Raw genomic sequence first — 13,411 nt, forward strand, 5'->3', positions numbered from 1 at the left:
CCTGTGGGAGCGGCCTTGTGTCGCGGAAGGGCTGCATGGCAGCCCCAGATTTCAGCTTCGCCGCATAGATTGTTGGGGCCGCTTTGCGGCCCTTTCGCGACACAAGGCCGCTCCCACTAAGCCCGATTTGACCTGTCAGCGCCCATGTTTCTTGCGTAACGGCACCAACAGATCACCCAGCCCGTTGTGGTCGATCTCATGCATCAACGCCAGTAACCCACCCAGTTCTCCCGCCGGGAAACCCTTGCGCGCGAACCACGCCAGGTAGTCCCCCGGCAGGTCGGCAATGATTCGCCCTTGGTACTTGCCGAACGGCATGCTGCGGGTCACCAGCAGTTCGAGGGTTTCCGGCTTCATCTACGGCGCACCTGGTTGTTCAAAAGCGCCGACCATACTGCAATCTGCACGAAGCCCCAAGCGGCAATCATGCAGAACGCCGTTGCCAGTCCGCGTCATTTGTTTTGTAACTATCTGAATAATAAGAGTTTTTCTTTATCTGGCAGCATGGCACGAACGCTGCACCTGTGTAGATGACTATCACCTGCCAAGGAGTTCGACCATGAGCAACCCCAACAAAGACGTGATTGACGTGCTCAACGACCTGATCGAGTACAGCAAGGATGGCGAGAAGGGCTTCAAGGCCTCGGCCGATGATGTGAAGAACGCCGAGCTGAAAGCGTTCTTCGTCCAGCGTGCCGGCGAGTGCGCCAACGCGGCCGGTGAACTGCAGAGCGAAGTGCGCCGCCTGGGCGGCGACCCGGAAACCTCCACCAGCATCAGCGGCGACCTGCACCGCGGCTGGGTCAACCTCAAGTCGATGGTTACCGGCAAGGACGAAGAAGCGGTGCTGAACGAAGTGGAGCGCGGTGAAGACCACGCCCTCAAAGCCTACAAGGAAGCCCGCGAAAAACTGGTGAAGCTGGGCCGCACTGCCAGCGACACGACCTACAGCCTGGTGGAAAAACAGCTGCAAGGCGTGCAGCGCAACCATGACCAGGTCAAAGCCCTGCGCGACTCCGCCCGCGCCCGTTCCTAATCGGCCGGGCTCTCTACCCGGTTGCGGCCTTTGGCTTTGGCCCGGTAGAGCGCTTCATCCGCGGCACCCAGCACCCTGCTCAGGTCATGCTGGGTGCCGGACAGGCCGATGCCAATGCTCACCGTAACCGCGTGGGCATCATCGGCAAACGGCGCCAGCGCCTCGACGCTCGCACGGATGCGTTCAGCCAGCAGCTGCGCACCGGCCAGGTCGGTTTCTGGCAGCACCACCTGAAACTCCTCCCCTCCATAGCGCGCAGCCAGGTCCGCCGGGCGACGGATACAAGCCTCGATAGTCTTGGCCACTTCGCGCAGGGCGTGGTCGCCACCGGCGTGGCCATGGCGTTGGTTGAATGCCTTGAAATGGTCCACATCGACCATCAGCACCGCCAGTGGCTTGCGGTTACGTTGGGCGCGCGCCCATTCCTGGCGCAACACCAGATCCAGTCGGCGGCGGTTGGCCAGGCCCGTCAGGCTGTCAGTGGCCGCCAGCGTGGCCAAGCCTTCTTCGGCTTCGTGGCGGCGGCGCAATTCACGACCCAGCAGCAGCGTCAGCCAGAGAATGCCCACGCACAGCACCCCGGTGGCGACGCTGACCAGAATCGCGGTGCGGCGCCAGGATTCAAACACCTCGTCGGCCGAGTGCACCACCAACACGATCAGGGGCAATTGCGCGACACGGGCGAAGGTATACATGCGCGGTTTGCCGCTGCCGCCGGAGCGGGCGGTGAAGCTGCCGCTGCGTTCACTGAGGATGCGCTTGAAGTTGGGCCGTTCGGCGTAGTTGCTGCCGATCAGCGGGTCGTGCACGCGGGAGGGCTGGCGGGCGAGCAACTGCCCGTCGGTATTGAACAGGTTGATGCTGCTGTCATCCCCGATGTCCAGGCGCTGGAACAGTTCACTGAAGTACGACAGGCGCAGCGCACCCGCCGCCAACCCGGCGAACTCGCCATTGGGGCCGGAGATACGCCGGCTGAAACTGATGCACCAGTCCAGGTCGCCGAGCTTGGCCTTGAACGGCGGGCCTACCAGCAGGCCGAGGTTGGCATTGTGCTGGTGAGCCTTGAACACCCCGGTGTCGCCGAAGTTGGCCTTGCGCGGCACGCTGCTGGTGGAATCGCCGACGACGTTGCCTTGTTTGTCCAGCCACAGCACGTCACCGCGCTTGCGGTCGACGAACGCTTCATTGAACAGCAGGCGCTGGCGCAGTGGGCCAGGAGTTTGCGCCAGCTCCTTGCGCCCGACGGCCCAGATCAGGCCTTGCAGCGACTGGTCGTACAGTTCGGCGTTGCGCAGGATGTCGCTTTCGATCAGCTGGACGATGTTGTTCGACGCGCGCACCGCCGACAGCTCGACGCTGTCGCGCTCGCGGGCCAGCAGGTAGCTGACGATAGCCACGATGGCGAGCACGGCAAGGCAACTGCCCAGGTTGAGGATCAGTTCGGGGTGCGACCTGTAGACTGGGAAACGCGGGGATTGGGTGGGCATGCTCGCTACTGCGTGGGCAGGGCCATTCGCGGCGGCAATATTCTAGGGAAGCAGAGATTGTCGGACAAGATTTGTCCGACGGAATCACGCAGAGCTGTATTTCGGCTTCACGCCGAACCCTGTGGGAGCGGGTTTACCTGCGAAGAATCCACCGCGGTGCTTGGCACCGGCTTCGCCGGTGTTCGCGGGTGAACCCGCTCCCACAGAGTCATATGTATTGTTTACAAACGGCGATCAGAACACGTTAAGCGGGTAATCCACGATCACGCGTACTTCGTCGTTGTCGCTGTTGCTGTCGATCGACGCATAACCCTGGCTGCCACGGTGGGTGGCGTAGCGCACCAGTACCGACAGGTCCTTCAGGTCACCCGCCTGGAACACGTACTTCACGTCCAGGTCGCGTTCCCAGTGCATGGCGTTCTTGCCATCTTCCCGGTAGTAGTCGTAATGCGTGGTGTCCTGGGTGGCCTTGGTCAGGTCGGCTTCACCGCGCGAGTACGACAGCGAAGTGGTCAGGCCTGGCACGCCGACACCGGCGAAGTCATAGTCGTACTGCAGCTTCCACGAGCGCTCGTTCGGCGCGTTGAAGTCCGAGTACATGCGCGAGTTGTCCAGGTACACGCTGTCGCCCAGGTTGATGTAGTCGAACGGCGTGTTGCCGTTCACGCGCTGGTAGGCGGCGGTGATGCTGTGGAACCCGGCGTTGACGGTGAAGTGCACGCTGTAGGTGTTGTTGTCGATCTTGCCCAGCAGGGCCTGGCCGGTGTCCTGGGTGTGGTAGAAGTGCACGCCCGGGTTCAGGCTGACCAGGTCGTTGACCACGTAGGTGTAGTCGAAGTCAGCGTAGTACTGGTTCCAGATGTCCTTCAGCTCGGCGGCGTACAGGTTGGCGGTGATGTTCTCGGTACCGCTCCACGATGCGCCGGCCCAGTTCAGGTGCTTGCTCTTGTCGTGCTCGTCCAGCGACCCGTAGTAGGTGTCGATGCGGCGGTGGCCGCTCTGGTTGTAGGGGTGGGTGAAGCTCACCTGGCCGCCTTCGAGCAGCAGGCCGTCGATGCTGGTGTTGGTCAGGCTCACACCACGGAAGGTTTGCGGCAGCATGCGGGTTTCGCCGCCGGCGATCACCGGGTTGGTGAGGAACAGGTCACCAGCTTTCAGTTCGGTGTCGAAGGCCTTGAGCTTGACCGCAGCGCCAGCCGTGGAGAACGAGTGCGGGGCAGCCCCCAGTTCGCCGTCGTCCTTGATGTGCTCAGGCAGGATACTGGTGCCGGCATGGCCGCCACCGCCGTCGAGCTTCAGGCCCAACATGGCATGGGCGTCCAGGCCAAAGCCGATGACACCGGGGGTGTAACCCGACTCGAAGCGCGCAACCGCGCCCTGGCCCCATTCGCGGGTGTCGCGCACGCCAGCGTTGTGGTTGTCGCGGTTGAAGTAGGCATTACGAAAATGCAGGTTGAAGGACGACCCTTCGATGAAGCCATCAGCCTTGTCTTCATCTGCCTGGGCGGCGAAAGGGATCGTTGCAGTCAACGCAATGAAAAGCGGGGTAAAACGAAACGCGGAAGGCACCGGTACTAGCTCCTTTGGTCTGACGGTGGGGCAGTTTTTATTTTTGAATGTGCGTCTTTTTTATAGGATGACGTTACAGCCGGGCTGAGAGTTAAAGCACATAAAAAAAGCCGCTGATTGGCAGCGGCTTTAAAAGGCTAACATATCGGCACCGGTGGTGCCCATGGCGTAGCCAAGGGAAAACGGGAGCAGTGACAGCGCGTGATCAGCTGTCGGCATTGGCATCGACAGAAACTTTGGAAGCTGTCTGTTTTGCGTCTTTGGCGGCGTCTGCCTTATTTGCGGCTACCGCGTCGCGGGCCTCTTGATGGACAGCGGCGAACTCAGCATTACGGGCGACGAAAGCCTGGGATTCTTCGGCCATGGCCAGGGGCGACAACAACAGGGAAGACAGGACGAAGACGCTGGCAATACCCATACTGTTGGACATTTGAAACTACCTTCTTGCGGTGCAAGTGCTAATGAGGACGGGGGTAAAGTTAGCCCTTTCAATGCACTTGAAACAGAGCGAAGTGCGATAAGCACTGTTGCGCAAAAGGTAACGATTCATGAGAAAGCAATAGTACTTTCGCCGCAAACCCCCGTCCTAGACGCGGTCCCTGTGGGTGGGTAACTGGATACCGAAGGTATTGGCCCCCGCTGCACTGCGTACAAACACCTCCCCACCATGCATCAGCGCGATCGCCTTGACGATCGCCAAGCCCAACCCATGGTTGCCACCACCACTGTTGCTGCGTGCAGCATCCACCCGGTAGAAACGTTCGAACAGTAACGGCAGGTGCTCATCATCAATTGCCGGCCCCGGGTTACTCACGGCAATGCTGACCTGTTCCGGCCGGGCATCGATCCGCACCTGGATCACCTGGTGTGGTGCGGTGTGCTGCACGGCGTTGTTCAGCAGGTTGATCAGCGCCCGGCGCAGCTGGGCTTTTTCAATCGGCGCCTGGGCGTCGCCGGTCACGCTCACGCTGACCTGCGCGTCTTCGAGGATGTAATCCAGGTAGTCGAGGGTGGTCGCTACTTCCTCGGCCAGCGAGGCCTGGGTCAGGGCGGTGGCCTTGCTGCCTTGATCGGCGCTGGCCAGGAACAGCATGTCGTTGATGATGCTGCGCAGGCGCTCCAGCTCTTCCAGGTTCGATTGCAGCACTTCGAAGTAGTGCTCGGCGCTGCGGCCACGGGTCAGCGCCACCTGGGTCTGGCCGATCAGGTTGGTCAGCGGCGAACGCAGTTCGTGGGCTACGTCGGCGTTGAACGCTTCCAGCCGCGAATAGGCCTGGCTGACGCGGTCGAGCGCAGCGTTGAAGGCGCCGGCAAACTGCGCCAGCTCCGGGGCCAGCGCGTGGGTCTGCAAGCGCCCGTCCAGGCGAGGTGGCGCCAGTGCCTGGGCCTCGTTGGACAACGCCAGCAGCGGCCGCAGGCCAATGCGCGCCACCCAGTAGCCCAGCACTGAAGCCAGCAGCACGCCAAGCACGGCCAGCCCGACAATCGCCACCAGCAGGCTGTGCTGTGCCTGCCAGAAGGTTTCGGTGTCAATGCCGATCAGAAAACGCAACGCCGGCCGCTCGCCCAGCGCCGGCAGTTCGCTGACCAGTACTTTGTATGGGTAGGGCCGGTCAGGCAGACGCAAGTCGCGCATGCCTTGCGGCCCTTCGGCGAAGGCACGCACCAGCTCGCTGGGGTGGCCGTATTCATAGGCCGGGTTGCTGCTGACCACCCAGAAGCGAATGCGCTTGTCCTCTTCGCTAAGCAGGTTGAGCTTGTTGTTGATCTTGGCCCAGTGGTCGGGTGTGCCATAGCGGTTGAGGGTGGATTCGAGCACGCTGAAGCGCGCATCCAGCTCCGCCTGTGGCAGCAAGTCGAGGCTGCGATCGACCTGGCGGTACAGCGCCGAGCCGATCAGCACGAACACACCCAGCGCCACCAGGATGAACAACGCCGACAGGCGCAGCGCGATGGAGTTACCCCGCACGGTTTTCCAGGACATAGCCCATGCCTCGGATGGTGTGCAGCAACTTGTTGTCGAAAGGCCCGTCGAGTTTCGCGCGCAGGCGCTTGATTGCCACTTCCACGACGTTGGCATCGCTGTCGAAGTTGATGTCCCAGACCAGCTCGGCAATCGCCGTCTTCGACAGGATTTCACCCTGCCGCCGGGCCAGCACGCTCAATAACGAGAACTCCTTGGCCGTCAGATCCAGGCGTTGACCGGCGCGAGTGGCCTTGCGCGCCATCAGGTCGATCCACAGGTCTGCCACCTGCACCTGCAGCGGTTCGTGGCTGCTGCTGCGCCGGGTCAGGGCCTGCAGGCGGGCGACCAGTTCGAGGAACGAGAACGGCTTGCCCAGGTAATCGTCAGCGCCCTCACGCAGCCCATGGATGCGGTCTTCGACACGCTCGCGGGCGGTCAGCATGATCACCGGCGTTTGCTTGCGAGCGCGCAAGGCGCGCAGCACGCCATAACCGTCCAGGCCTGGCAGCATCACATCCAGCACGATTACCGCGTAGTCACCCTCCAGGGCCAGGTGCAGGCCATCGATGCCGTCCCGCGCCAGGTCCACGGTAAAGCCCTGTTCGCTCAGGCCGCGATGCAGGTAGTCGGCGGTTTTTTCTTCGTCTTCGATGATCAGCACACGCATGGTCTTGTCCTAACTGGCACTTGGCGCTGCCGTTCGGGCAGCCTGGCGGCGGTGGAACAGGCGCTCCAGGGCCAAGTATATGACCGGGGTGGTGAACAGCGTCAGCGCCTGGCTCACCAGCAGGCCGCCGACCACCGCAATGCCCAGCGGTTGGCGCAGCTCGGCGCCAGTACCAAAACCGAACATCAGCGGCACGGCGCCGAGCAAGGCTGCCAGGGTGGTCATGATGATCGGCCGGAAGCGCGTCAGGCACGCCTGGTGAATCGCCTGTTCAGGTGTCAGGCCGTGATGGCGCTGCGCTTCGAGGGCGAAGTCGATCAGCAGGATGCCGTTTTTCTTGACGATACCGATCAGCAGCACCACACCAATCAGCCCCATGATGCTGAAGTCCTGGCCCATGGCCCACAGCAAAATCAGCGCACCCAGGCCGGCCGAGGGCAGGGTGGAGATGATCGTCAGCGGGTGGACGAAGCTTTCGTACAGCACACCGAGAATGATGTACACCGCCACCAGTGCCGCCAGAATCAGCCAAGGCTGGCTCGACAGCGAACTCTGGAATGCCTGCGCCGCACCCTGGAAGTTGCCGCTGATCGAGTCGGGCATGCCCAGTTCGCGCTGGGTGCGATCAAGGATGCTTACCGCATCGCCCAAGGCCACGCCTGGCGCCAGGTTGAACGACAGGTTGGCGGCTGGGAACAGGCCATCGTGGCTGATCGACAGGGGCCCGGTGCTGGGCGGTGCCACGTGGGCCACGGCCGACAGTGGCACCATTTGGCTGGTCAGCGGCGAGCGCAGGTAGAAGTAGTTGAGGCTTTCGGCCTTGCCGCGCTGGCGCGCGTCCAGTTCCAGGATCACCTTGTACTGGTTGGTCTCGGTCTGGAATTCGCTGATCTGCCGCTGGCCGAAGGCGTCGTACAGGGCCTGGTCGACGTCGGTGGTGGTCAGGCCGAAACGTGCTGCGGCCTGGCGGTCGATATCGATGCGGGTGACACTGGCGCCCAACTGCAGGTCATTGGACAAGTCGCGGAACGCCGGGTTTTCCCGCAGGCGTTCGGTCAGGCGCTGGGTCCACAGGTTAAGCGCGTCGCCATCGTTGCTCTTGAGCACATACTGGTACTGGGTGCGCGAGGGCCCGGAGCTGAGGTTGATGTCCTGACCGGCGCGCATGTACAGCACGATGCCCGGTACCTGGGCCAGCTTGGGCCGCAGCCGGTCGATCAGTTCGCTGGCCGAGACATCGCGTTCGCCGCGCGGCTTGAGGGCGATCCAGAAGCGGCCGTTGGCGATGGTCTGGTTGCTGCCGGTAACGCCCACCGAATGGGAGAACGCACGCACCGCAGGGTCTGCGCCGATGATTTTGGCCAGTGCCTGGTGCTTCTCGATCATCGACGGGTATGACACATCCGCCGCCGCTTCGCTGGTGCCCAGGATGAAGCCGGTGTCCTGCAGGGGGAAGAAGCCCTTGGGGATGCCCACGTAACCTGCCACCGCCAGCGCCAGGGTCACACCGAATACACCGAGGGTCAGGCGCTGGTGGGCGAGGGCCCGGTTCAAGCCTTTTTCATACCACTTGACCAGGCGCTCGCCAAACCCACCCTTGTGCTCGCCGGGCGGGCGGCGCATGAACAGTGCGCACAGGGTTGGCGCCAAGGTCAACGAGACCACCACCGAAATCAAAATGGTGGCGGTGGCAGTGAGGGCGAATTCCTTGAACAGCCGGCCGACCACACCGCCCATGAACAGCAGCGGGATGAACGCGGCAATCAGCGAGAAACTGATCGACACCACGGTAAAGCCGATTTCCCCAGCGCCCTTGAGCGCCGCCGTGCGGCTGTCGTCGCCGGCCTCCAGGTGGCGATGGATGTTCTCCACCACCACGATGGCATCATCCACCACGAAGCCCACCGAGATGACGATGGCCACCAGGGTGAGGTTGTTCAGGCTGAAACCCAGTACGTACATCAGCGCGCAGCTGGCGATCAGCGATACACCGAGCACGCTGGACACCACCATTGTCGCCGACCACTGGCGCAGGAACAGCGCCATGACCCCGATCACCAGGGCCACTGCGATCATCAGGGTCAGCTCCACTTCGTGCAGCGAGGCGCGAATGGTCTGGGTGCGGTCCTGCAGCACCGACACCTCGACCGAGGCCGGCAGCATCTCTTGCAGCTTGGGCAGGGCGGCCAGTACCCGGTCCACGGTATCGACGATGTTGGCCCCAGGCTGGCGGAAGATCACCAGGTTCAGCCCCGGCTGGTCGCCGGACCAGGCTTTGACATAGGCGTTTTCGGCGCCGTTGATCACCTTGGCCACGTCCTTCAGGTGCACGGGGGCGCCGTCGCGGTACGAGACGATCAGTTGCGCGTAGTCCTCGGGGTGGAACAGCTGGTCGTTGGCGGCGATGGTCGACACGCTGTGCTCGCCGTACAGCGCGCCCTTGGCCAGGTTCAGGCTGGTTTGCTGGATGGCCTGGCGCAGGTCGGCCAGGGTCAGGCCGATGGCGGCCAGTTTTTCGGGCTGCGCCTGCACGCGGATGGCCGGGCGTAATTGGCCGGTGATGTTGATCAGGCCCACCCCTTCGATCTGGCTCAGTTGGCGGGCCAGCAGGGTTTCGGCGTAGTCGCTGAGCTCGTTGCCGGGCATTTGGTCGGAACTGACCGTCATTACCAGCACCGGGCTGTCGGCTGGGTTGACCTTGCGCCAGGTCGGCGGGTTGGGCAGGTCTTGCGGCAGGCGCGCAGTGGCGGTGTTGATCGCTGCCTGTACTTCCTGGGCGGCAGTGTCGATGTTCTTGTCCAGGGTGAACTGCAAGATCAGGGTGGTCGAGCCCAGCGCACTGCTGCTGGTCATCTGGGTCATGCCGGGGATGGCGCTGAACTGCACTTCCAGGGGCGTGGCGACCGACGAGGCCATGGTTTCCGGGCTGGCGCCGGGCAGTTGGGCCGTGACCTGGATGGTCGGGAAGTCTGCCTCGGGCAGTGGCGCCACCGGCAGGCGCGGGAAGGCGATGGCCCCCAGCAGCACCAGGGCGAAGGTCAGCAGCAAGGTGGCGATGGGATGGTCGATGCACCAGGCCGAAACACCGTTGCGCGTGTTCATGGCTGGCTCCGGCGATCCGCCATTTCCGACGGCACGGGGGCGTCATGGGTGATCTCGACCCGTGAGCCCGGCTTGAGCCGCGACTGGCCATCGAGCACCAGGCGCTCGCCCGGCTTGACCCCGGCTATGATGTTCAGCCCGCTGTCCTGGTACAGCACCTTGACCGGCACGCTGGTGACCTTGTCGCCGTCCAGGCGGTAGACGAAGTGCCCGTCGACGCCGCGTTGCACCACGGGCGGCGGCACCACCAGGGCGTTTTCTTCCACAGCTGTGCGCAGGCGAATGGTGACCAACTGGCCTGGCCACAGGCGGCCGTCCTTGTTGTCGAACTCGGCTTTTACTCGCACGGTGCCGGTGGTGGCGGAAATCTGGTTGTCGATCAGTGCCAGATGGCCTTCGCCGAGCAGGCTGCGTTCGCCATCGGCGTCCATATAGGCCTGCACCAGCGCCGGGGTTGGCGCCTTCAGCAGGCTCTGCAGGGTTGGCAGCATTTGCTGTGGCAGGGCGAATTCGACGGCGATCGGGTCGATCTGGGTGACGCTGAACAGCCCTTGGGTATCGCTGGTGCGCACCAGGTTGCCAGGGTCGACGTTGCGGATGCCGACGCGCCCGGTGACCGGCGAGCGGATCTGCGTATAGGAGAGTTGCACCTCGGCGTTGGCGATGGCGGCCTGGTTGCCCTTGACCGTGGCCTGCAACTGGTTGACCAGCGCCTGTTGCTGGTCAAGGGTCTGCTTTGACACGCCGTCATCGCTGCTGAGCAGGCGGTAGCGCTTGAGGTCGACGCCGGCCACCTGGATCTGAGCCTGGCTCTGGCCGAGCTGGGCGCGGGCCTGGTCGAGGCTGGCGCGGATGCTGCGATCATCGAGGGTGGCGAGCAGGTCGCCCTCCTTGACCCACTGACCTTCCTTGACCAGCACTTGCGTGAGTATCCCCTCGACTTGCGGCCTGACCTCGACGCTGTGCAACGACAGCACCGAGCCGATGGCGCTGGCATAGCGCGGTACGTCTTGCTGGGCAACGCTGACAACGCGCACAGGGATGGCGGTTTGTGCGCGGGCGGCCGGTTCGGGTTGGCGCTGGCCGAACCAGATGCCCGCTACCACCAGGACCAGAAGCGCCAAGGCGGCGAGGATGACTGAGCGGGACGGACGTCGCATCGGTGCGGGCACCTTGACCAGGTAGGAGGGAACGGTTGTCGGTACTCAATCTTATAGCCCCCCTACCGGGTCGGCAGCGTGACCGCTGGCTGACAGCGCTGTCAGTTTCGCCTGCCGCAGAATACGATTCCGTGTAGGAGCGGCCTTGTGTCGCGATCGGGCCGCGAAGCGGCCCCGGCAATCTATGGGGTAACGCCGAAATCCGGGGGCTGCTTCGCAGCCCGATCGCGACACAAGGCCGCTCCTACAAGGGGGGCGTGCGTCTTGGCTAGAAACCGATAAAGGCGTAGTACAGCGGGGTTTCGTTGGTCGTGCGCAAACCAAGCCCCTGCAAGCTCCCCGTCAGCGCTTCATCCTGCACATGCAAGGTCCACTGCGCGGCGTCATCTCCCTGCACCTGCGCCAGGGCCGTGGCAAACGCCCCCATGTCTGGCAGGTACGCGGTAAACCCATTGCCCTTGAGCGCACTGGTCGTCATGCCCAGTGCCTGGCACACCGCCACCTTGATGGCAATGTCGTCGCGGTCGGCCTGGCGCGAGGCTTGTACCAGCGCCTTTAGCTCGGCGTCGACCAACTGCGTGCCATGGATCAGCTCCGGGCCCTGTTGCCAGGCCTCCGGCGGGCAGTCCTTGGTGTCCGGGCGTAGCGGAATATGGGGGTTGATTTCCACCGGATAGATGCGACAGACCAGCGGGCGCTGGTCATAGATGGTGCACAGGTCGTTGTCGTCGAGGTTGCGGCAACGCCCAGGGTTGAATGCGGCAAAGGTCACCGAAACGCGTGCCTCGCCGTCGCCGCACTGCACCGGATGGGAACGGCGCAGCACATGATCACGCTGCTCCAGCGGCATACCGGGGCCGTCGGTCACGAAGGCCTCGATCAGCACGATTACCTGGCCTGCATCCTGCGCCCAGCGGCGCGCTTCGGCCAGGGTCAAAGGTACATGGTGCCCGGTGCAGCATTTGCCGCAGCCGGTACAGCCGAAACGCAAGCTGTCGGTCACTTGGCTTCCGGGCTCCATTCGCTGACGAAGGCACGCTGGTGCTGGCGGTCGTATAGGCACAGTTCGGTGCCGGTGCGCTTCTGCATGTGCTTTTGCGGGTACACGCCTTCAATGAGCAGGGCACTCATGCCCACCTGGTCATCGAACTCGGCGGGCTTGCCGCGGGCGTGGGCGTCCTTGAACTGGCTGGCGGCCAAGCAGGCTTTTAGCATCTGCTGGCGCTGCTCGTTCCAGGCCTGGCTGCTTGAGGCCTGGGCAATACCGCTGAAGAGGGCACAGCTGATCAGGATGGCGCTGAAAAACTTCATACGTGATTCCGGCAATTTTCTTGCGAAGGGCGCAAATTATGCCCGACTCACCCCCGACGGCAAGCCGGGGAGATTGTCTCTGAATATATCAGTGCTCGGCGAATACCACGGTACGCGCGGCCACCACCAGACAATCGGTCAGTTCCGGTGAAGAGAACTTGGTAAGGATGGCATTGGCCCCGGCCTGGGTCGCCTTTTCGCTGCTCATGGCACTGTCCAGCGAGGTGTGCAGCAGCACGTACAGGTGCTGGAAGTCGGGTGTTTCACGCAGGGTACGGGTGAAGGCGTAGCCGTCCATTTCGCTCATTTCGATATCGGAGACGATGATGTTGATCTCCTGCGCGGTGCCCTGCAGCTCCAGCAGCACGTTGATGGCATCCTTGGCGCTGCGTGCGGTGTGGCACTCTATGCCCAGGTTGCGAAGGGTGTGCACCGACTGCTGCAGGGCCACCTGGCTGTCGTCCACCACCAGGATGTTGGCGGCGGCCAGCAGGCTGGCGTCTTCTTCGCTCAAGGTGCCGTGCGCAGGCTCCGCCACGGGCGGGGCGATGGCGTGAATGACCTTCTCGATGTCCAGCACCTGCACCAGGGTGTTGTCGACGCGGGTCACGCCGGTGATGAACGAGCGGTTGCCCGAGGCATAGGGCGGCGGTTTGATGTCGGTGCTCAGGCAATGCACGATGCGGCTGACCGCCTGCACATGCAGGCCCTGGCGCGAGCGGCTGATCTCGGTGACGATCAGGCAGCCACCCTGCGGGTCGGCCAGTGGTTGTTCACCGATGGCGCGGGACAGGTCGATGACCGACAGCGAATGGCCGCGCAGGGTTGCCACACCTTTCACATGGGGGTGCGACTCGGGCAGCTTGGTCAGAGACGGGCAGGGAATGATCTCGCTGACCTTGAGCAGGTTGATTGCCATCAGCTTGCCGCTGCGCAGGGTGAACAGCAGCAGGGACAGCGAGTCCGCGCGGGCATTTTGCGTGGCCATGGTGACCTTCGGTGGGGAACAGGGAATAACCGGTTATCGGCCTGTTTGGGTTGGGCTTTAGGGTTGGTGGGATTGTCTTGAGTTTTGTGTTGTTGGGGCGGCGCTCGGTCGCCCCAACAACACAA

At 63.2% G+C, this 13,411-nt stretch carries 12 protein-coding genes; 1 reads left to right on the plus strand and 11 read right to left on the minus strand.

What is annotated here, in order from left to right:
• Positions 1-135 precede the first annotated feature (135 nt).
• Positions 136-357 carry a DUF3820 family protein gene (locus tag APH35_RS18780; RefSeq protein ID WP_060493627.1) on the minus strand — a complete coding sequence of 74 codons (222 nt, stop codon included), beginning with the start codon at positions 355-357 and terminating at the stop codon, positions 136-138.
• A 202-nt stretch (positions 358-559) separates the two neighbouring features.
• On the opposite strand from APH35_RS18780, the gene APH35_RS18785 reads away from it, so the two are divergent.
• Positions 560-1,036, plus strand: coding sequence for a ferritin-like domain-containing protein (locus tag APH35_RS18785; RefSeq protein ID WP_060493626.1), 477 nt, complete (start codon positions 560-562; stop codon positions 1,034-1,036).
• Here the strand turns inward: APH35_RS18785 and APH35_RS18790 are convergent.
• The 10 genes from APH35_RS18790 to APH35_RS18835 all read right to left on the minus strand — a co-directional run bounded on the left by APH35_RS18790 (position 1,033) and on the right by APH35_RS18835 (position 13,286).
• Complete coding sequence (locus tag APH35_RS18790) at positions 1,033-2,523, minus strand: sensor domain-containing diguanylate cyclase (RefSeq protein WP_012270541.1); 1,491 nt, start codon at positions 2,521-2,523, stop codon at positions 1,033-1,035. The genes APH35_RS18785 and APH35_RS18790 overlap by 4 nt on opposite strands.
• Positions 2,524-2,757: 234 nt before the next feature.
• On the minus strand, positions 2,758-4,092 hold the full coding sequence (locus tag APH35_RS18795; RefSeq protein ID WP_012270542.1) for an OprD family porin: 1,335 nt from the start codon (positions 4,090-4,092) through the stop codon (positions 2,758-2,760).
• Between the two features lie 205 nt (positions 4,093-4,297).
• The gene (locus APH35_RS18800) at positions 4,298-4,522 is read right to left on the minus strand and encodes a hypothetical protein (protein ID WP_012270543.1); all 225 of its coding nucleotides are present in this window, start codon (positions 4,520-4,522) and stop codon (positions 4,298-4,300) included.
• Between the two features lie 156 nt (positions 4,523-4,678).
• On the minus strand, positions 4,679-6,076 hold the full coding sequence (locus APH35_RS18805) for a heavy metal sensor histidine kinase (RefSeq protein WP_012270544.1): 1,398 nt from the start codon (positions 6,074-6,076) through the stop codon (positions 4,679-4,681).
• Positions 6,051-6,725, minus strand: coding sequence for a heavy metal response regulator transcription factor (locus APH35_RS18810; RefSeq protein WP_012270545.1), 675 nt, complete (start codon positions 6,723-6,725; stop codon positions 6,051-6,053). The genes APH35_RS18805 and APH35_RS18810 overlap by 26 nt, the downstream gene beginning before the upstream one ends.
• A gap of 9 nt (positions 6,726-6,734) precedes the next feature.
• A complete protein-coding gene (locus tag APH35_RS18815) occupies positions 6,735-9,827 on the minus strand; it encodes a multidrug efflux RND transporter permease subunit (RefSeq protein ID WP_060515255.1) in 3,093 nt (1,030 codons plus the stop codon).
• Positions 9,824-10,987 carry an efflux RND transporter periplasmic adaptor subunit gene (locus APH35_RS18820; protein ID WP_012270547.1) on the minus strand — a complete coding sequence of 388 codons (1,164 nt, stop codon included), beginning with the start codon at positions 10,985-10,987 and terminating at the stop codon, positions 9,824-9,826. The genes APH35_RS18815 and APH35_RS18820 overlap by 4 nt, the downstream gene beginning before the upstream one ends.
• A gap of 268 nt (positions 10,988-11,255) precedes the next feature.
• Positions 11,256-11,990, minus strand: a complete 735-nt coding sequence (locus APH35_RS18825) for a YkgJ family cysteine cluster protein (protein ID WP_060493621.1) — start codon at positions 11,988-11,990, stop codon at positions 11,256-11,258.
• On the minus strand, positions 11,987-12,298 hold the full coding sequence (locus tag APH35_RS18830; RefSeq protein WP_012270549.1) for a hypothetical protein: 312 nt from the start codon (positions 12,296-12,298) through the stop codon (positions 11,987-11,989). Before APH35_RS18830 ends, APH35_RS18825 begins: the two co-directional genes overlap by 4 nt.
• Positions 12,299-12,386: 88 nt before the next feature.
• A complete protein-coding gene (locus APH35_RS18835) occupies positions 12,387-13,286 on the minus strand; it encodes a chemotaxis protein (protein WP_012270550.1) in 900 nt (299 codons plus the stop codon).
• Positions 13,287-13,411: the final 125 nt, after the last annotated feature.

The organism is Pseudomonas sp. NBRC 111132, assembly GCF_001320565.1.
Lineage (GTDB): Bacteria > Pseudomonadota > Gammaproteobacteria > Pseudomonadales > Pseudomonadaceae > Aquipseudomonas > Aquipseudomonas putida_P.